The 20,438-nt window shown below is 61.1% G+C and carries 16 protein-coding genes; 12 read left to right on the top strand and 4 right to left on the bottom strand.

The features are described 5' to 3' along the window. Window positions 1-10: 10 nt before the first annotated feature. The gene (locus tag G359_RS05035; RefSeq protein ID WP_045835244.1) at window positions 11-1,636 is read right to left on the bottom strand and encodes an acyl-CoA synthetase; all 1,626 of its coding nucleotides are present in this window, start codon (window positions 1,634-1,636) and stop codon (window positions 11-13) included. Between the two features lie 305 nt (window positions 1,637-1,941). On the opposite strand from G359_RS05035, the gene G359_RS05040 reads away from it, so the two are divergent. Together G359_RS05040 and G359_RS05045 are read left to right on the top strand one after the other, a co-directional pair. Then, on the top strand, window positions 1,942-2,259 hold the full coding sequence (locus G359_RS05040; protein WP_045835245.1) for a helix-turn-helix domain-containing protein: 318 nt from the start codon (window positions 1,942-1,944) through the stop codon (window positions 2,257-2,259). A gap of 80 nt (window positions 2,260-2,339) precedes the next feature. Beyond that, complete coding sequence (locus G359_RS05045; RefSeq protein WP_045837663.1) at window positions 2,340-4,076, top strand: SulP family inorganic anion transporter; 1,737 nt, start codon at window positions 2,340-2,342, stop codon at window positions 4,074-4,076. Here G359_RS05045 and G359_RS05050 read toward each other — a convergent pair. Further along, window positions 4,061-4,807, bottom strand: a complete 747-nt coding sequence (locus G359_RS05050) for a DUF1013 domain-containing protein (RefSeq protein ID WP_045835246.1) — start codon at window positions 4,805-4,807, stop codon at window positions 4,061-4,063. The genes G359_RS05045 and G359_RS05050 overlap by 16 nt on opposite strands. A 241-nt stretch (window positions 4,808-5,048) precedes the next feature. On the opposite strand from G359_RS05050, the gene G359_RS05055 reads away from it, so the two are divergent. The 9 genes from G359_RS05055 to mutL all read left to right on the top strand — a co-directional run bounded on the left by G359_RS05055 (window position 5,049) and on the right by mutL (window position 17,585). Further along, the gene (locus G359_RS05055; protein WP_045835247.1) at window positions 5,049-5,486 is read left to right on the top strand and encodes a MaoC family dehydratase; all 438 of its coding nucleotides are present in this window, start codon (window positions 5,049-5,051) and stop codon (window positions 5,484-5,486) included. A gap of 51 nt (window positions 5,487-5,537) precedes the next feature. Continuing rightward, window positions 5,538-6,464 carry a bifunctional riboflavin kinase/FAD synthetase gene (locus G359_RS05060; RefSeq protein WP_045835248.1) on the top strand — a complete coding sequence of 309 codons (927 nt, stop codon included), beginning with the start codon at window positions 5,538-5,540 and terminating at the stop codon, window positions 6,462-6,464. A 185-nt stretch (window positions 6,465-6,649) separates the two neighbouring features. Further along, a complete protein-coding gene (ileS, locus tag G359_RS05065) occupies window positions 6,650-9,808 on the top strand; it encodes an isoleucine--tRNA ligase (protein WP_082072808.1) in 3,159 nt (1,052 codons plus the stop codon). Between the two features lie 166 nt (window positions 9,809-9,974). Further along, the gene (lspA, locus tag G359_RS05070) at window positions 9,975-10,493 is read left to right on the top strand and encodes a signal peptidase II (RefSeq protein ID WP_045835249.1); all 519 of its coding nucleotides are present in this window, start codon (window positions 9,975-9,977) and stop codon (window positions 10,491-10,493) included. A 62-nt stretch (window positions 10,494-10,555) separates the two neighbouring features. Then, window positions 10,556-11,032 (top strand): hypothetical protein, encoded by a 477-nt coding sequence (locus tag G359_RS05075; protein ID WP_045835250.1) that lies wholly within the window; start codon window positions 10,556-10,558, stop codon window positions 11,030-11,032. Window positions 11,033-11,335: 303 nt separating this feature from the next. Next, window positions 11,336-12,697 (top strand): M16 family metallopeptidase, encoded by a 1,362-nt coding sequence (locus tag G359_RS05080; RefSeq protein WP_371199032.1) that lies wholly within the window; start codon window positions 11,336-11,338, stop codon window positions 12,695-12,697. 5 nt (window positions 12,698-12,702) lie between these two features. Beyond that, on the top strand, window positions 12,703-14,124 hold the full coding sequence (locus G359_RS05085; protein WP_045837665.1) for a M16 family metallopeptidase: 1,422 nt from the start codon (window positions 12,703-12,705) through the stop codon (window positions 14,122-14,124). Between the two features lie 223 nt (window positions 14,125-14,347). After that, window positions 14,348-15,703, top strand: a complete 1,356-nt coding sequence (locus tag G359_RS05090) for a hypothetical protein (RefSeq protein ID WP_045835252.1) — start codon at window positions 14,348-14,350, stop codon at window positions 15,701-15,703. 28 nt (window positions 15,704-15,731) lie between these two features. Then, window positions 15,732-17,585: a DNA mismatch repair endonuclease MutL gene (mutL, locus tag G359_RS05095; protein ID WP_045835253.1), complete on the top strand. Its 1,854-nt coding sequence runs from the start codon at window positions 15,732-15,734 to the stop codon at window positions 17,583-17,585. A gap of 255 nt (window positions 17,586-17,840) precedes the next feature. Here the strand turns inward: mutL and bfr are convergent, their stop codons facing one another. Further along, complete coding sequence (bfr, locus tag G359_RS05100) at window positions 17,841-18,338, bottom strand: bacterioferritin (RefSeq protein WP_045835254.1); 498 nt, start codon at window positions 18,336-18,338, stop codon at window positions 17,841-17,843. A gap of 144 nt (window positions 18,339-18,482) precedes the next feature. Beyond that, window positions 18,483-18,818: a hypothetical protein gene (locus G359_RS05105; RefSeq protein ID WP_045837666.1), complete on the bottom strand. Its 336-nt coding sequence runs from the start codon at window positions 18,816-18,818 to the stop codon at window positions 18,483-18,485. Window positions 18,819-19,138: 320 nt separating this feature from the next. Between G359_RS05105 and G359_RS05110 the strand changes: the two genes are divergently transcribed. After that, window positions 19,139-20,437, top strand: a complete 1,299-nt coding sequence (locus tag G359_RS05110; RefSeq protein ID WP_045837667.1) for a sugar MFS transporter — start codon at window positions 19,139-19,141, stop codon at window positions 20,435-20,437. The last annotated feature ends 1 nt before the right edge of the window (window position 20,438 follow it).

Here is a 20,438-nt window from a genome sequence, read left to right on the forward strand (position 1 = left end):
GAAGCGCCCGTTACGCCTCTTTCGCCAGCTCGCGCAGCTTGAACTTCTGGATCTTGCCGGTCGATGTCTTCGGCACTTCCGAGAAGACGATGTGCCGGGGCACCTTGTAGCGCGCGAGGCCCGCGCGGCACCATTCCAGGATCTCATCGGCCGTAGCCGAGCTTCCCGGACGCAGCTCGATGAAGGCGCACGGCGTCTCGCCCCACTTCTCATCGGGCTTCGCGACGACTGCGCAGAAAGCGACGGAGGGATGCTTGTAGAGCACTTCCTCGACCTCGATCGACGAGATGTTTTCGCCGCCCGAGATGATGATGTCCTTTGAACGGTCCTTGAGCTGAATGTAGCCGTCGGGGTGCAGGACGCCGAGGTCGCCCGAATGGAACCATCCGCCTGCGAACGCTTCGTCCGTCGCCTTCGCGTTCTTGAGATAGCCCTTCATCACGATGTTGCCGCGGAACATGACCTCGCCCAGCGTCTCGCCGTCGGCCGGAACTTCCTGCATCGTCTCGGCATCGAGCACGGTGAGGCCTTCGAGCGCGACGTAGCGGATGCCCTGGCGGATGCGTTTAGCGCCACGTTCAAGCGGCGGCAGGTCGTCCCACGAGGAGTCCCACTCGTTGATCGTGGCCGGGCCGTAGGTCTCGGTCAGACCGTAAAGATGCGTCAGCTCGAAACCGGCATCCGCCATCGCTGCCATGACCGACGCCGGAGGCGGCGCCGCGGCATGGTTGAACGCCACGACATGTCCGATGTTTTTCTTCTCCTCGTCCGTCGCGTTGAGAAGCGTGGACATGACGATCGGCGCGCCGGACAGGTGCGAGACCTTATGCTCGACGATGGAGTCATACATCGCCTTGGCGCGCACCCACCGGAGGCACACATGCGTGCCTTGAACCATCGTCACGGTCCAGGGGAAGCACCAGCCGTTGCAATGGAACATCGGCAGCGTCCAGAGGTACACGGGAAAGCGCGTCATGCCGGTTGAAATGGTGTTCGCGTAGCACATCAGCGCCGCGCCCCGGTGATGATAGACGACGCCCTTCGGATTGCCTGTCGTGCCCGAAGTGTAGTTGAGCGAGATCGCCTCCCACTCGTCTGCCGGCCACCGCCATTCGAAATTCGGATCACCCTGGGCGACGAACGCTTCGTAATCCTCTGACGACAGCGCCTCGCCCGTCTGCGGAAATTCGAGATCGTTGTAGTCGATGATGATCGGCTTCACCGTCGCGAGTTCGAGGGCGGCCTTTATGACCGGCGAGAATTCGCGGTCCGTGATGAGGAGTTTCGTGCCGGCGTGATCGAACTGGAACGCGATGATCGCCGGATCCAGCCGCGTGTTGATCGAGTGAAGAACGGCGCCGACCATCGGCACGCCGAAGTGGGCTTCGAGCATCGGCGGCGTGTTGGCGAGCATCACCGACACCGTATCGCCGACGCCAATGCCGCGCGCGGCGAGGGACGAGGCGAGCTGACGGCAGCGCGCGTAGAATTCTGCGTAGGTTAACCGCGCATTGCCGTGAATGATGGCGGTGTGGTTCGGAGCCGCGACCGCCGTCCTGGAGAGGAACGATAGGGGCGTTAGCGGTTGATAGTTCGCTGCGTTCTTATCGAGATGCTGCTCAAATGGGTTCGTCACGATTAGTGCCCCGGGTTCCTGCCTAGCTCCAAGCTTTCGACGGGCGAAAGCGTTTTTTATTGCGATTGACGCTAGCGAAACCAGAAACGGCCGACAATGCCGCATTTGAGACCGAGACCGCCCTCAGCGGTCAAGTTTCGAGCGGGCCATTTCGGCAGACGCCGGGGGCCAAAAAATCAGAACAAAAGCCCGCGTGCAGGAAGCAGGGGCAGACTTGATCCACGTCATGTCTAAAAAACATATATTGATGTATAAAACATCATATGTTAGCTTTTTTGCATGGCTAATCGCGGGAAGGACAGCGCTTGATTACTGCCGCGCAAATGCGCGCTGCGCGTGCGCTCATTGGTATCGACCAGCAGACGCTGGCGGATCGCGCCGGTGTTTCGTTGCCGACGATCCAGCGCATGGAGGCAAGCGAAGGTAACGTTCGCGGCGTCGTCGATACGCTGACGAAGGTCGTTGCCGCCTTCGACGCGGCCGGCATTGAGCTCATCGGCGAGAATATGCCGAGCGTGGGTCAGGGACGGGGCGTGCGTTTCAAGGAACGCATTCCGGTCAGGACTTCCGCGCCGGCCTTGGCGCAAGGACGCAGGAAAAAAGGCCTGTTCGCGCGCTCGTAACCACTTTTACCACTGCGACGACGACCGCCGACGATTTGGCCGACGATCTCGCCGCTCCATAATGGGGACGGAGAATGGATATGTCGGCAAGACGCGAAGCGACTCGGCCCCGTCCGAGTCTTGCTGAGCTGTTTACGCCAAAGCTCGTTACGGTTCTGCGAGAGGGCTATCGCTTAGCTGATTTGCGCGCGGATACGATCTCCGGCTTGACTGTCGCGATCGTGGCGCTTCCGCTCTCGATGGCAATTGCCATCGGCTCCGGTCTATCGCCCGAAAAGGGTCTCTTTACCGCGATCGTTGGCGGCTTCCTGATCTCGGCGCTCGGAGGCAGCCGATACCAGATCGGCGGCCCAGCCGGCGCCTTCATCGTTCTGATCGCGACGATCGTCGAGCAACGTGGCTACGACGGCTTGGTTCTCGCGACTGCAATGGCCGGCCTGATCATGATGGCGGCCGGGTTTCTGCGTCTCGGGACCTACATCAAATATATCCCGTTCCCGGTGACGGTTGGATTCACCGCCGGTATCGCCGTCATTATTTTTGCAAGCCAGATCAAAGACCTGCTCGGCCTCGACATGACCCATGAGCCGGCGGCGCTTTTCCCGAAGCTTGCCGCGATCGCCTCGAACCTCGGAACGTTCAAGCCAGCAACGATCACGATCTCTCTGCTCTCGATAGTGATTATTATCGGGCTGCGCCGCATCAGGCCCAAATGGCCCGGAATGCTCATCGCAGTCGGCGCCACGACGACCCTCGCCTGGGCTTTGGGTCTCGACGTGGTGACGATCGGCTCGCGCTTCGGCGAGGTGCCGCGGATGCTGCCAGCGCCGCATGTGCCGGCCTTCGATCTAGCCAAGTTGCAGGCCGCTTTGCCCGACGCGATATCGATCGCTTTGCTTGGTTCCATCGAGAGCCTGCTTTCTGCCGTCGTCGCCGACGGCATGACCGGACGCAAGCACCGTTCGAATTGTGAGCTGGTGGCTCAAGGTGTCGCCAACGTCGCCGCTGTTACATTCGGCGGTATGTGCGTGACGGGCACGATCGCCCGCACGGCGACCAACGTCCGTGCCGGCGCGCATGGACCCGTCTCAGGTATCCTGCATGCGCTGTTCATCCTGCTCTTCATGCTGGTGGCGGCGCCACTCGCCGCCTACATCCCGCTTGCGAGCCTCGGCGGTGTTCTCGCCGTGGTCGCCTGGAACATGGCGGAGAAGGAAGAATTCGCAACGCTTCTGAGATCGTCCTGGGGAGATGCGGCCGTTCTGCTGGCAACGTTCCTGCTGACGATCTTCGTCGATCTGACAACCGCCATCTCAGTTGGAGTTACCCTCGGGGCATTCCTCTTTCTGCATCGGATGGCAGAAGCGGTTGAAGTCGAGACCGGGCGCACGTTCGTCACCGGCGACGTGGCAGACACGCCGGAATCGGAACTGCCTTCAGGTCAACCCACAGGTGCCGACGGTGACGTCATGGTCTACAGGATCTCAGGCGCATTCTTCTTCGGCGCGACAGCATCGGTCAGTGCCGTTCTCGACCGGATCGGCGCTCATCCGAAGGTGTTCATTCTCGACTTTGCGGACGTGCCGATCGTTGACAGCACCGCCGCCCGCACCCTCGAAACTTTCGCTCACAAGCTCAATCGCGGCGGCACAAAACTATACTTCACCTCCGCGAGCAGGAGCGTTCGCCGGACGCTCCTTGCCGCAGGTTTGAGAAAGCCGCTCGTGCAATACGCGGCTCGAATCGAGGACGCCGTCGCGATGAGTCGCGGAGAAAGACCGGACCGTCGCAACGTCGGGAATTACTCGTCCTCCTGATCCGTCTCCTTGGACGATGTCATGCCCTTGAGCTTCGCCAGAACGCGGGCCTGCTCCTGCTCCGGCGTCTCCTCGGCAGCTTCTTCCGGACCCTTCGGCGTCAGGATCTCCGCCCGCGCGGGTGACGCGCCGGTGGTCTCCGACGTCGGCAGCAGCGTGCCGGCCTTCTCCTCATCGCCCGAGTCCTTCACGCGGTCGGTACGGCGTGCGGCCTTCTTCACTTCCGCGTCGAGGTCGATCTGAGAGCAGAGACCGAGCGTTACCGGATCCTGCGGCGTCAGCTGGGCCGAGTTCCAATGCGTCCTTTCGCGGATCTGAGCGATCGTCGGCTTCGTCGTGCCGACGAGGCGCATGATCTGGCTGTCCTTCAACTCGGGGTGGTTGCGAAGCAGCCAAAGCACCGCGTTCGGCCGGTCGTGACGGCGCGAGACGGGCGTATAGCGCGGACCCTTGCGCGTCTGCGGAACTGGCGGCAGCTGCACCTTGCTTTCGGCGAGGCGCAGTTTGTACTTCCCATCCTTTTCGGCCCGCGCGATCTCCTCGCGCGTCAGCTGACCGTTCGTGACGGGGTCCATGCCCTTGATGCCCTGTGCCACCTCGCCATCGGCAATACCCTTGACCTCGAGCGGATGAAGACCGCAGAACTCGGCAATCTGGTCGAATGAGAGCGCCGTGTTTTCCACCAGCCAAACGGCGGTGGCTTTCGGCATAAGGGGGCGACGATCGCTCATGGGTGTCCTCTTTCGGTCTTTCGCGGGGGATCGCGAAAGCCACCTAAAACGGTAAATTAAGGGAATTTCCTTTTATAACGCCTCAGGAGGCCCTGACGCAAGGGCTCAAACCCGCCGCAACTGCAACAAGGCCGCAGCCCGATCTGACGCGCCGCGGTTGCGGTTAGCGTTTATGACGGGTTACTGTCGCGAAAAAAGGCCCGTCCGAAGATGGGCCAACATAACGTGCAGGGACGCTTGAATGCTAGCAACCGCCGGCCGGACAAAGTATTTCGAGGATTTAGAGGTCGGGCAGGAAGCCTCGATGTCGAGGATCGTCAGCGAGGCGGATATCGTCGCCTACGCCGCACTTTCAGGGGACTACAACCCCGTTCACCTTGATGCCGAATACGCCGCCAAGACGATTTTCAAGGAACGCATTGCGCACGGCATCCTATCCGCCGGTTATATATCGGCCATTTTTGGGATGAAGCTTCCCGGCCCTGGCGCTATCTACATTTCCCAGTCTCTGTTCTTCAAAGGCCCGGTGAAGATTGACGATCGCGTTGAAACTCTCGTCAAGCTCGTGGAGCTCATACCCGACAAGAAGCGGGCCCGGTTCGAGTGCCTCTGCACTGTCGCCGGTAAACCTGTCCTGACGGGCGAAGCAGTGCTGATGGTCCCAGGACGGCCGCGATAAGCGCGGATACAATCCGCAGTTCGATAGGACCGGGGCGAGGCCGCGCCAAGCATGCACGTCATCCATGGTCACAAGCATGTCATGCCGGAATTCCGAGGCACTTCGATCGCCATCGGAAATTTCGATGGCGTGCATCGCGGCCATCGCGCGCTGATTGCTGAAGCCAAAAGGCACGCGCGCGACGCAAGAGTGCCGTCGGCGGTGATGGTCTTCGAGCCGCATCCGCGCGAATTCTTCCAGCCGGACGAGATGCACTTTCGTCTGACGCCGCTGAAGAGGAAGATAGCGCTCCTGGAAATACTGGGCGTCGACATCGCATTCGTCGAGCCCTTCAACGCCGAACTCGCGGCAATGACCGCGGAACAGTTCATCGAGCGCGTACTCGTGGCTGGACTTGGCGTCGTCCATGTCGTCATCGGCTACGATTTCTATTTCGGCCATAAGCGCGGCGGCAATCCGGAGCTGATGGTTCGCGCAGGGGAAGAACTTGGATTTGGAGTGACCGTCATGCCGCCCATCGCGGAAGCAGGCGAACCGTTCTCATCGTCCGCGGTGAGGCTCTATCTCGCCCAAGGCGACGTGAAGGGCGCGGCCCATGTGCTCGGCAGCCATTGGCGGGTCGCGGGCAGGGTGGTCGGCGGCGCCAAGCGCGGCACCGATATGGGCTACCCGACCGCTAACCTGCCGATGCCGAAAGGCACGACGCTCGGCCACGGCATTTACGCGGTCCGCGCGTATTTCGACGGTGTGCCGCACGACGCAGCGGCCTATCTCGGAACCCGGCCCACGTTCGATGACGGAATGCCGGTCCTCGAAGTGTACCTGTTTGATTTCAACGGCGACCTATACGGCCGTGAGATGGAAGTCGAGTTCATCGACTTCATACGCGGCGACCGCAAATTCCACTCGGTCGAAGAACTCGTCGCCCAAATGGACGAAGACATCGCCAAGGTACAAGCCGTCCTGGCGAAGGCTTGATCCCAACTCGTCATCCCGGCGAAGGCCGGGATCTGTCCAGGCCGGAAAGTTGGCCGGATCCCCGCCTCCGCGGGGATGACGTTATAAAAATCGGGTTCCGGCGTGGTGACGGAGCGCGGGATGACTTGGCGGGCGCACCTTGCTAGAACCCGCGCTGATTTCCTTTGGAATTGAAAGTTTAACCGATGTCGAAAGACGCAAAGGCTGCCGGCAAAGCTGGTGCTGCAACTGAATCCCCCGCAGCCGAGGGCGGCCGCGATTGGAGCAAGACGCTGTACTTGCCGCAGACGGAATTTCCGATGCGCGCCGGTTTGCCTGAACTCGAGCCGAAGCTGCTGAAGCGCTGGGACGAGATCGGCCTCTATGAAAAGCTGCGCACGCAGTCGAAAGGCCGCGTGAAGTTCACGCTGCACGATGGCCCGCCCTATGCCAACGGCAACATCCACATCGGCCATGCGCTGAACAAGATCCTGAAGGACCTGGTCGTCAAATCGCAGCAGATGCTCGGCCACGATTCCAACTACGTGCCGGGCTGGGATTGCCACGGCCTGCCGATCGAATGGAAGATCGAGGAGCAGTATCGCGCCAAGGGCCGCGAGAAGCCGAATTTCCTGGATCCAGCCGCGATCAATGCGTTTCGTGACGAGTGCCGGAAGTTCGCGGACCATTGGGTCGGCGTCCAGCGCGAAGAGTTCAAGCGCCTGGGTGTCGTCGGCGATTGGGAACGCCCGTATCTGACGATGGACTACCGCGCTGAAAGCATCATCGCCCGCGAGCTGATGAAGTTCGCGGCAACCGGCCAGCTCTATCGCGGCTCGAAGCCCGTCATGTGGTCGGTCGTCGAGAAGACTGCGCTTGCTGAAGCCGAAGTCGAATACCAGGATTATCAGTCGGACACGATCTGGGTGAAATTCCCGGTGAAGCAGGTCGTCCAGAACGAAGAGTACGCCGCAGCCGAAACGCCGCCCGAAATTCATCCAGAAGCAACGCCCGAGAATATGCACGGCGCGTCCGTCATCATCTGGACGACGACGCCTTGGACGATTCCGGGCAACCGCGCGATCAGCTTCTCCTCCCGCATCGCCTACGGCCTTTATGAGGTGACGGAAGCGCCGGAAAACAATTGGGCGAAGAAGGGCGATCGCTACATCCTGGCCGACAAGCTTGCCGCCGATGTGATGAAAGCGGCGAAGGTCGAAGCCTATGAGCGCCGTTGGCCCGTCGGCGCGTTCGAGCTCAATCATCTCGTTTGCGAGCATCCGCTGCGCGACCTCGGATACACATTCGATGTGCCGATGCTCGACGGCGATCACGTGACCGACGATACAGGTACGGGCTTCGTCCACACTGCGCCCGGTCATGGCGCCGACGACTACATCATCTGGACGAAGAACCAGAAGGCACTGCGCGACCGCGATATCGACACGACCGTGCCATTCACCGTCGACGCCGATGGCGTGCTGACGAAGGCCGCGCCGGGCTTCGAAGGCAAGCGCGTGTTGAAGGAAACCGGTGACAAGGGCGACGCCAACGACGCCGTCATCAAGGCGCTGGCCGAAGCCGGCAACATCATCGCGCGCGGTCGCCTCAAGCATCAGTATCCGCACTCGTGGCGCTCGAAGAAACCAGTCATCTTCCGCAACACGCCACAGTGGTTCATCGCCATGGATAAACCACTCGCGTCGGGCGGCCGGCTCTCCGAAGGAGAGTCGCCCGACGCAATCAAAAGAGGTCACAACTCGCCCACGCTTCGCCAGATCGCGCTCGACGAGATCAAGCGCGTCGCTTGGGTTCCGGCAGCGGGCGAGAACCGCATCAACGGCATGATCGAGAACCGGCCCGACTGGGTCGTGTCGCGTCAGCGTGCCTGGGGCGTGCCGATCACCGTCTTCCGCAATACGGAAACCGATCAGGTCATCCCTGGGCCGGACTTCGAAAAGTCGGATGAACTGATCGCGCGCATCGAAAAGGCGTTCGCCGAAAAGGGCGCCGACGTCTGGTTTGAGGAGGGCGCCAAGGAACGCTTCCTCAAAGGCTTCATTCCCGCGAAAGACCTGAAGAAGTGGGAGCAGGTCAAGGACGTACTCGACGTGTGGTTCGATTCAGGTTCGACGCACGCCTTCACGCTGGAAGACCCGACGGCCTTCCCCGGCTTCAAAGGCCTGAAGCGCAAGCGCGATGGCGGCCAGGACCGGGTGATGTATCTGGAAGGCTCCGACCAGCATCGCGGCTGGTTCCACTCGTCGCTTCTCGAAAGCTGCGGCACGCGCGGAGAAGCGCCCTACGACATCGTTCTGACCCACGGCTTCGTCCTCGACGAGAAGGGGCAGAAGATGTCGAAGTCGCTCGGCAACGTCGTCGCGCCGCAGGACGTGATGGCGAAGTCCGGCGCCGATATTTTGCGGCTCTGGGTGGCGGCATCTGATTATTCCGACGACCTCCGCATAGGCGGCGAAATCCTGAAGACGTTCTCCGAGACCTACCGCAAGCTCAGAAATACGCTGCGCTGGATGCTCGGCGCGCTCGCGCATTTCAAACCCGAAGATGCCGTTGGCCTGAAGGACCTGAAACCGTTCGAACTCGAACGGCTGATGTTGCATCGTCTCGCCGAGCTCGATCACGAAATCCGCAAGGCTTACGAGCATTACGACTATCGCAAGATCGTCGGCCTGCTGACGCAGTTCATGAACACCGAGCTGTCGGCGTTCTATTTCGACATTCGCAAAGACACGCTCTATTGCGAAGCGCCGTCGAGCATGAAGCGGAAGGCTGCGCTGACCGTCATCGACAAGCTCTGCGATACGCTGATCCGTTGGCTCGCGCCGATCCTCTCGTTCACGGCGGAAGAAGCTTGGCTTCTCTATCGCCCGGACGAAGCGGAAAGCGTCCATCTGTTGCCGTTCCCGAAGATCCCGCGCGAATGGCGCGATGACAATCTCGCGGCGAAGTGGGACCGCGTGAAGGAAGTCAGAAGCGTGGTCACCGGCGCTCTTGAAATTGCCCGCGCGGAAAAGAAAATCGGCTCGTCTCTCGAAGCCGCGCCCGAGGTCTACGTCACCGATCCCGACCTGATGGCGGGGCTCGACGGTGTCGATATGGCTGAAGTTTCCATCACGTCGGATATTTCGATTTCCGATCAGCCGGCGCCGGAAGGTTCGTTCACGCTTCCGAACGAGCCGGGTGTCGGTGTTGTCGTCAAACGCGCGGAAGGCCGGAAGTGCGCGCGATCTTGGCGCATCACCAAGGACGTCGGCTCCGATCCCGATTATCCCGACCTGTCTGCACGCGATGCGGCGGCGATGCGCGAGATCGATGCCAAGATCGATGGCGGTGCGGCTGCATGATTGCGATCATGCGCTTCCGATCTACGATCATCACCCCACCCCTAACCCCTCCCCGTCAAGGGGAGGGGAATCCAAGCGGCGCTCCCTCTTCTCCCCTCCCCCTCGCGGGGAGGGGCTGGGGGCGGGGGGATCCGACAGCGCCCGCATTCAACGATGGAGCGATGTGATGGCCGATAGCGGACAACGGATCGCCTCGCGCAGCGTCGTCTGGAGCAGATGGGCGCCGCTGGCGCTTGCCATCCTCCTCGCGACGATCGCCGTCGATCAGGCGCACAAGTTCTGGATGCTCGACGTCTACGGCATCGAAGCGAAGGGCCGCGTCGAGGTCACGCCGTTTCTCGATCTGGTGTTCGTGAAGAACATCGGCGTCAGCTATTCGCTGTTCAATCAGGAAAGCGCCGAGGGCCAATACCTGCTGGTCGCCTTCGCCGCTCTGGCGAGCGCGGGTCTCTGGTTCTGGTTGAACTGGAGCAGGGGAAACCGGCTGATGGCGGTAAGCCTCGGCTTGATCATCGGTGGCGCCATCGGAAATGCCATCGACCGGCTGCGAATCGGCGGCGTCGCCGACTTCATTTCGCTGCACGCCTTCGGTTTCCACTGGTATGTCTTTAATGTCGCCGACGTAGCTATCGTTGCTGGCGTCATTGGCCTGTTGTATGAGTCCTTCAGGGGCGAGTCGCATTAGCGCCGCAAAGTCGGCTTATCCGCACTCGGGGGCGTGTCGATTCAAGGCACGGGCAAATAAGCATGTCATTGAATTTAGGTCACAAAATCAGTTTGTCCATCGCGCTCTCGCTGTTCTTGGCGGGCTGCGGCGGATTTGATGGCGTTCAGCTCAATGGCAAAGTCTTCGACGCCATGGGCCTGAACGGCGATGGCGCTCCCAAGGGCGATCCCAAGATGGCCGCCCGCCAGCCTCTCGTCGTGCCGCCCGGCCTCGAAGCCCTGCCGCCACCCGGCAGCGGCAAGGTGGAACAGCCCTCGCTTGCCGAGATTCAAGACCCCGACAAGAAGTTGAAGGTCTCGCAGGCGGATCTCGAAAAGCAGCAGGCCGACTACTGCAAGAAAAACTACGAAGAAGCACAGTTCCGCGGCGATTCTTCCGCCGATTCTGCGTCAGGGCCGCTCGGCTCTTGCAAGCCGTCGATCTTCAACGCTGTTAAAAAATGGACGACCGGTTCGACCAATTCCGGCGATGCCGACGACGACTCTCAGGACCAGTGAGTTCGGCTCGATCGCCTCATAATCAATTCTTTTCTGCCGCATAAAAATGCTGATCAGGCCGCATATTTGCTGCCTCAGATGAACGCCTTGTCATTTGACTTTAACCCCCCGAGCACCGCTCATTGGGGAAACATTTTCGCACTGGCGTGCTTCCCTCTAGGCACAAAGTAATCCCCGCAATTCGCTTTCGGTTTAGGATGAAAAACGTCAGACAGCGCTTTAACGCTTACGGTTCGAAGGATCGCCATAATGCGTCTTGCGACGTCCTCCCGATTTAGCCTCTTAACCCTATTGGCCATGCTCATGCTCGCAGTGAATCCACAAGCCCACGCCTCTGACGGAACGACCCGCGCCAGCGAATTCAAACTCGCGAACGGCATGGAGGTCGTCGTGATTCCCGACCACCGGTCACCCGTCGTGACCCATATGGTCTGGTACAGGGTCGGCGCGGCCGACGAGCAGCGCGGAACCTCGGGCATCGCCCACTTTCTCGAGCATCTGATGTTCAAGTCGACGGATAAGATCCCCGTCGGCGAATTTTCGAAGATCGTCGGCCGCCTCGGCGGTCAGGACAACGCTTTCACCGGCAACGACGCGACCGCCTACTTCCAGCGCGTCGCGAAAGACCGCTTGGGCAAGATGATGGAGATGGAAGCCGACCGCATGGTCAATCTCCGTCTCGACGAGAAGGAAGTTCTGACTGAGCGCGACGTCATCCTCGAGGAACGCCGCTCGCGCATCGAGAACAATCCGTCGTCGCTCCTCGACGAGCAGATGAACGCGGCGCTCTACCTGAACCATCCCTACGGCAAGCCGGTCATCGGCTGGTACCACGAGATGGCGAAGCTCTCGCGGCAGAACGCGCTCGATTTCTACAAGCACTATTACGCGCCGAACAACGCCATCCTCGTCGTCTCGGGCGACGTGACGGCCGATGAAGTCCGCAAGCTCGCGGAAGAAACTTACGGCAAGATCCCGGCGAACCCGACGGTTCCGACGTCACGCCAACGGCCGAGCGATCCGCCGCAGCTCGTCGCGCGCCGCTTGACGCTCAAGGATCCGCGCGCCGGCAACTATTCGTTCCAGCGCTATTATCAGGCCCCGAGCTACGTCACGGCTCAGCCTGGCGAAGCCGAAGCGCTCGACATCCTCATGAAGATCGCGGGTTCGGGATCGACGAGCCGCCTCTACAAGAAGCTCGTCGTTGAATCGAAGCTCGCATCAAGCGCCGGAGGCGACTACTCGGGCTATGGCCTCGATGGCGGCACGATCTCGCTCTACGCAGTCGCCGCCGACGGCATACCGCTGGAAAAGGTCGAGGCCGCAGCCGACGACGTTCTGGCCAACATCGTCAAGAACGGCGTCACCGATGCCGAGCTGACCCGCGCCAAGAACAGCTACCTCGCTGACTACGTCTACGACAGCGATAACCAGGCGACGCTCGCGCGCCGCTACGGCTGGAACCTCGCAGTCGGCCGCACCGTCGCCGACGTCGAGGCCTGGCCCGCGAACATTTCGAAGGTGACGGCGGATGACATCAAGAAAGTCGCTGCCAAGTACATCGATCTCAAGGACTCGGTGACCGGCTATCTCGTTCCTGATCAGTCCGGCGTCGCGCAGGCCGAAGATCTTCCCGCCCCATCACCGACCGGCGAATTGAGGTGAAATTGATGATAGGTTTTTCTCGAACGGCTGCTGGGCTTTTTCGCAAAGCAGTCCGTCCCAACATCGCCTTGGCGCTTCCGGTGCTGGCCTTGTTGTTCACTGCATCCGTCAGTCACCAAGCAGCCGCAATGAACATTCAGAAAATTAAATCACCCGGCGGAATTGAAGCTTGGCTCGTCGAAGAGCACGGCGTCCCGCTCATTTCGTTGCGCTACGCCTTCGATGGCGGCAACAGCCAGGACCCGGCAGGCAAGGAGGGTCTCGCCAACTTCCTCACCGCGATGATGGATGAGGGCGCAGGGGACATCAAATCCGAGCAGTATCAGGAGCGCATGGAAGATATCGCCATGCGCATGAGCTACGACGACAGCAAGGACTCGCTCTACGGATCCTTCGAAACGCTGTCGGCGAACCGCGACAAGGCCGTCGAGCTTCTGAAGCTATCGGTGCAGAAGCCGCGCTTCGATACGGATGCCGTCGAGCGCATTCGCCAGCAGCTCATCGCCAACCTGCTCTACGCCGACAAGGACCCCGAGAAGGTCGCGATGCGCGAATGGTACGCGCAGGCTTTCGCCGGACATCCCTATGCGCGCCCGTCGAACGGCACGGTGGAGTCGGTCTCGAAGATCACACGCGATGATCTCCTCGATTATCACAAGCGCACCTTTGCTCATGATAACCTCAAGGTTGTCGCTGTCGGCGACATCACACCGGAACAGCTGGGCAAGCTCATCGACGATGTGTTCGGCGCTTTGCCCGCGAAGGCTGATCTCTTGCCCGTCTCGCAGACGGAGCCTGTGAAGGGCGGAAGCCAGAAGATCGTCGAGATGGGCGTACCGCAGTCGGTCGCCGTGTTCGGCCTCGGCGCCATGCCGCGCAAGGATCCCGACTTCATCACGGCATTCGTCGTCAACCACATCCTGGGCGGCGGCGGCTTCTCGGCGAAGCTGATGGAAGAGGTGCGCGAGAAGCGGGGCCTTGCCTATTCGGTCTACACCTACATTCAGCCCTACCAGCAAACCTCGATCCTCGTCGGCAGCGTCGCGACGAAGAACGCGGCGATGGGCGAAAGCCTCAGCATCATCCGCAACGAGCTGAAGAAGATGGCCGACAACGGTCCGTCGAAAGAGGATCTTCAGGCGGCCAAGGATTATCTCACCGGCTCTTACGCATTGCGCTTCGACACGAACTCGAAGATCGCCTCTCAGCTCCTGGGGCTGATGCAGGAAGGCTTCGGGCCGGACTACGTCGAAAACCGCAACAAGCTGATCAACGAGGTGACTGTCGAGGACGCCAAGCGCGTCGCCGCACGGCTTCTGAAGCCGGACGATCTCGTCGTCACCATCGTCGGCAAGCCAACCGGCATGAAGTCGGCTTCGCCCGCGGCCCTGCAGCAACCGGCGCTCGCCGCACCGGATCGCGGTTGAAATTCGTATTTCGTAATGAACGTCATCCCGGCGGAGGCCGGGATCCGTCCAAGCCCGCAATTCGCGATGAACGCATGCTTGGATAGATCCCCGCCTTCTCGGGGATGACGCCTGCGCGATGGTTTCTCGCCGCGCAACATCCGCATCGCTATGATGCGCTCTTGGCCGCTCATCTGAAATCGGCTAGGCCGGAACCGATTTGAACAAGGAGCGTTGAGCGGCGATGCAAGACGGGCACCGGCACGACGAAATTTCATTTAGACAGAGCATCGACGGATGTCTCGAAGGCGCGATTGGCGAACATGGCCTCGCGTCTTCTAAGCATGCGGCATGGCTCGATCGCATCGCTCCCCATGTCGAAGCGCTGAAAGACGATTATCGGACAGGCAAGCTTCCGCTGCTTCGAATCGTCGAAGACGAGCGCGACATCGCCGATGCCGTAGCCGCCTACGCGAAGCTGAGTGAAGGCGCGAAGACGATCGTGTTTTTCGGAACCGGCGGATCGAGCCTCGGCGGCGAACTGTTCGCGCAGCTTGCCGGATGGAATATCGCGGGCGTCGCGCTGCCGGGCCAGCGCAACCGGCCGCGTACGAGATTTTACGCCAACCTCGACGGCGGCACGCTGCAGAGCGTTCTTCAATCCCTCGACCTCGCAACGACGCGCTTCATCGTAACGTCGAAGTCCGGCGGCACGGCCGAGACGTTGGCGCAGGCCATCGCAGCGCTGACGGCGGTCAAGGACGCGGGTCTCGAGGCCGAGATCCCGAAACTTTTTCTCGGCATCACTGAGCCGGATAAGCCCGGCAAGGCGAATGGCCTCCGAACACTATTCTCGAAATTCAACATTCCGCTACTCGAGCATCACACCGGCATCGGCGGCCGTTTCTCGTGCCTGACGAACGTCGGTCTGATGCCCGCCATCGCCCGTGGCCTCGATCCGCGCGCCATCCGCGCCGGAGCTAAGAGCGTGGTCGATGCGCTCCTCGCGTCGAACCAGCCGCAAGACTTCGCGCCCGCCGTCGGCGCCGCGACAGCGGTCGCGCTCTCGAAAGAGAAGAGCATCAAGACGCTCGTCATGATGCCGTACAACGACAGGCTCGGACGCCTCGCGGCATGGTTCGTACAACTCTGGGCGGAAAGCTTGGGCAAGGGCGGCGAGGGAACGACGCCGCTCGGCGCGCTCGGCCCCCTCGATCAGCACAGCCAGCTTCAGCTCTTCATGGACGGCCCACGCGACCATTATCTGACCGTTGTTCGCGTTGCGAGTGAGGGCGTTGGCCCCCGAATCGATTCCGAACTCGCGAAGATCGCAGGCGCGGATATGCTCGGCGGCCACACCGTCGGCGATATCGTTTCCGCCCAATCGCACGCCGTTCCTGAAGCTTTGGCCCGCGCCGGGCGCCCGGTGCGAACAATCGACATTGCAAAACTCGACGAAAAAACGATCGGCGCGATCGTGATGCACTTTATGATCGAAACGATTCTCGCGGGCCGTCTGCTCGGGGTCGATCCGTTCGATCAACCGGCGGTCGAGCTTGCGAAAATCCTGACGAAGGAGCGCCTCGCGAAAGGCGCTTGAGGCGCTTATCGATTGGGGGACGTTCGCGGTGGCGATCCGGCAGCTTTCGCCAGAAACGGTCAACCGCATTGCGGCCGGTGAGGTCGTCGAACGTCCGGCGAGCGTCGTCAAGGAACTCGTCGAAAACGCGATAGACGCGGGCGCGACCCAGATCGAGATCGTCATCGCGGCTGGCGGCCTCTCGCTCATCCGCGTGACGGACGACGGCTCCGGCATGACGCCCGAGGATTTGGCTCTTGCGGTCGAGCGCCACGCAACGTCGAAGCTCGATGAGGAAGATCTCTTCGACATTCGCTGTCTCGGCTTTCGCGGCGAAGCGCTGCCGTCCATCGGCTCGATAGCTCGTCTAGAAATCAAATCGCGCCCACGGGATGCGAACCAGGGCGCGGTCGTCGTCGTCACGCGAGGTGCGAAAGCGCCGCTCGCGCCCGCCGCCGTTAATCGCGGAACAGTGGTGGAAGTGCGCGATCTCTTTTCCGCGACGCCCGCCCGGCTCAAGTTCCTGAAATCCGAGCGCGCCGAGGCCATGGCCGTGACGGACATCGTCCGCCGTCTCGCGATGGCGCATCCCGACATTGGCTTCACGCTGCAGACCGGTGAGAAGAAGCCGGCGATCTTTGCACGCGGCGACCGCTCATCTGCGGCTTGGCTCGAACGTATCGGCGCCATCATGGGCCGCGAATTCATGGACGACGCGCTCGAAGTCTCAGGCGCCGGAAATGGAGCGTCCGCGCCGATGCGCGTCTTCGGCTTCGCCGGATTGCCGACGCTTCACCGCCAGGACAGCACGCAGCAATTTCTCTTCGTCAATGGCCGTCCTGTGAAGGACAAGCTGCTGATTGGAGCTGTGCGCGCGGCCTACGGCGATCTCATTCCGCGCGGCCGCTCGCCGTTGCTCTCGCTGTTTCTCGATGTCGCGCCGTCCGATGTGGATGTGAACGTCCATCCCGCCAAGGCCGAGGTTCGGTTTCGCGATTCCGGCCGCGTGCGCGCGCTGATGGTCAGAGCGCTTTCTGATGCATTGGCGACGGCCGGGTACCGCGCGTCCGCGCAAGGTGGTGTGCTGACGGTCGAAAGCTTCGCGGCTGGCGTTTTACCGAACTCAGCGGTGCCCCCGCCGTCCTATTCGGGTTCGCCCGGAACCTCCGACTATCAATGGATGGCGCCGAGCCGGGCGCCAGACTTATCCGAACGGGCATTCTCGGGTTTCTCCGAGCGAGCTCAGACGCCTTTTGCCGTGCTCAACACGCCGAGCGCCGATGCGCGGACATCGACAGAACCGGCCGCGAGCGAAACGCTCGATAAACCGCTCGGCGCTGTGCGGGCGCAGGTTCACGAGAATTACATCGTGGCGCAGACGCGCGACGGCCTCGTCATCGTCGATCAGCATGCCGCGCACGAACGCCTCGTCTACGAGAAGCTCAAGGCATCGCTTGCGAGCGGCGGCGTCGCCCGGCAAGGGCTTTTGATCCCGGCAATCATCGAGCTCGACGATGACGACGCCGATAGTCTCGTCGCCCGCAGTGACGAGTTGGCGGAACTTGGCCTTGTGATCGAAAGCTTCGGCGGAGGCGCGGTCGCGGTGCGTGAGGTTCCCGCACTTCTCGGCGAAACCGACGTGGAAGGCCTCGTCAAGGATCTCGCAGCCGAGCTTCGGAGCGACGGCACCGCTCGCGCCCTGAAGGACCGGCTCGACAGCGTCGCCTCCCGCATGGCGTGTCACGGCAGCGTCCGCTCGGGACGCAGGCTCACGGTCGAAGAGATGAACGCGCTCCTTCGCCAGATGGAAGCCACGCCCTATTCCGGCCAATGCAACCACGGCCGCCCTACCTACGTCGCCCTAAAGCTCACCGACATCGAGCGCCTTTTCGGACGGAGGTAACTCCCCGTCATCCCGGCGAAGGCCGGGACGACGGAGATGGATACGACTGTCACGCCCGCCCCAGAACGTCATCCCCGCGCAGGCGGGGATCTGTCCAACGGTCCGTTCATCGCAAGTATCCGGCCTGGATGGATCCCGGCCTTCGCCGGGATGACGGCGAGTGAGCCCCGCTGAACCTGCCGGACATAACCGGCCGGAAAATGCTTGCGGCCGCCTCGGGAGAGACGGCCGCAAGTCAAGCGATCAGAACTGAAGTTACTTGCTCTCGCCTTCGGCCTTGTCGCCGCTGGCCGCATTGAGCTGGCCGTAAAGCGCGACGCCAATCGTGTTCAAAAGCTCAAGCTGCGTTTCGAGGAAGTCGATATGGCTCTCCTCGTCCTTGAGGAGGTCATCGAACAGCATCATCGACACGTAATCGCCGAGGTTGAAGCAGATCTCGCGCGAAGTTTTGTAATATTCGCGGGCGATGTTCTCGCCCTTGAGGTCGCATTCGAGAACTTCCTTGATGTTCTCGCCGATCATAAGGGGTGCGACGTACTGAAGGTTTGGATGCCCTTCGAGGAAAATGATGCGATCGATCAGCCGATCCGCGTGATGCATTTCCTCGATGGATTCTTCCCGCTCTTTCTTTGCGAGCTTCTTGAAGCCCCAGTTGTCGAGCAGCCTGAAGTGCAGCCAATATTGGTTGACGGCGCCCAGTTCGAGCTTAAGTGCCTCGTTCAAACGGGTGATAATTTCGTCGTTGCCCTTCATGCGCCGCTCCCAAGTCTGCCTCTTTACGCTTCTGAACCGCAGTCCAGAAACATTCTAAAGTAGACACGTAGCGGATAAGAGCAAGCTTCACCAGAGGCTTCCGCCATGATGGACGGCGAAAATGCAGAAACTGTTCTGGAAGATCTAAGCGATGGCGCGCTGGGGACGACGGGCGCGCTTGGCGATCTCGGCGTTGATGCGAAGCTGCCGCTGCTGGCGCCGTTCCTCGATGCGGATGAGCTTGGCGCGGGCCTCGGCGAGAACGAACGGGCAGACGCGCGTCGTCTGGGCCAAGCGATCCATGGCTGCATAAATCGCCGCGACCGTTACGGGCGCGCACGTGCAGCAGTTCATCTTTTTGTTGAGGTGCCGGAACACGACGCCGGGCGTCGGCAGGATGCCGGGTCCTGTGCTCATGATTTCGGAGACGGCGACATCGATATCGCGGTCAGATATTACGGCGCACGAACAGACGATCAATTTCGGCTCCAATCAAACGGGGTTCAAGGCCCCGGCATCGGATACCCGATAGGGTAATCAGGCTATAGTTGGTCAAAAAAGTATACTTTCGTCAAGCACCTTTTTTGCCACTTGGAGATAGATAGTACGTCAGGCGGGAATAATCAAAAAAATCTGAGCAAATGCAGGGATTGAAGCTAGATTTTGCCTGCGGCCCGGCGTCCACGACGACGCGAGAAATGCCGGTTTGCTGGAGTTTTCGACAGTAATCGTAGTTTCCATCGCAATCCCGGATACCAGACGCGCGCCCGCCGCATAATAGTATTGAGCGAGTGCCGACCTTGAGCTCACCGAAGGTTCAGACGCCCATCGAAGAGGCGACCGGCGTCATCGCCATAGGCGTGCTTTTCTTCATCTTTGGCTTCGTGACGTGGCTCAACGGACCGTTGATTACCTTCGTCAAACTCGCGTTCAATCTCGACGACGTGAACGCCTTCCTTGTGCCGATGGCGTTCTATCTCTCGTACTTCTTCCTGGCACTGCCCGCGTCCGCCATTCTGCGCCGGACCGGCATGAAGCGCGGCATGGCGATTGGCCTGTTCGTGATGGCGATCGGATCGGTCGTGTTCGGCGAGTTCACGACGATGCGCCAATATTCCGGCACGCTCGCCGGACTGTTCGTCATCGGAGCCGGGCTATCGCTCCTGCAAACCGCTTCGAACCCCTACGTTTGCATCCTCGGACCGCATGAGAGCGCCGCGCGCCGCATCGCCCTGATGGGTATCTGCCATAAGTTTGCAGGCGTCATCGCACCGTTCGTTTTCGCAGCGCTCGTGCTGAAGGGCATCGACAGATTCGACGCCGACGTGTCGAACGCGCCGACGCCGGAAGCCCGCGAAGCGTTGCTCGATGCCTTCGCTGCGCGCGTGTACGGACCGTACATGTTGATGGCAGCGCTGCTCGCGATGCTCGGAGTATGGATCGTGCGCTCGCAGCTGCCCGATCTGAAAGCCGCACCGGCCAATGCGCCGGATCGAGCTGTTGCTTCCGGAACATCGAGCATTTTCGCGTTTCCGCACCTCTGGCTCGGCGTGCTCTGCCTCTTCCTCTATGTCGGCGTCGAAGTGATGGCCGCGGACGCAATCGGCCTATACGGAGCGGGCTTCGGCCTTTCGCTCGACGCGACGCGGCTTTTTACGTCCTACACGCTCTTCGCGATGCTTGTCGGCTACGTCGCCGGACTGCTCGTCATTCCACAACTCTTCTCGCAGCAGACTTATCTCGCTCTATCGGCGGCATTGGGCGTTGCGCTGACAATCGGCGCTTATGTGACGACGGGATATGCGTCGGTGGCATTCATCGCCGCGCTCGGCTTCGCCAACGCGATGATGTGGCCCGCGATCTTTCCACTCGCGATCCGAGGCCTCGGCGCGCACACCGAGACGGGCTCCGCGCTGCTGATCATGGCGATTTCTGGCGGCGCGCTGATGCCCTATGCGTTTGGCCTGCTGAAGGAACACGTCGATTTCCAGCTCGCCTACCTGCTGCTCGCGATTCCGAGCTATCTCTACATTCTCTATTTCGGCGCGAGCGGATGGCGTCAGTCAGAGGCGAAGGGCGGTCTCGTAAGGGCTGGCTAAG

Source organism: Hyphomicrobium sp. 99, from assembly GCF_000384335.2.
GTDB lineage: Bacteria > Pseudomonadota > Alphaproteobacteria > Rhizobiales > Hyphomicrobiaceae > Hyphomicrobium_B.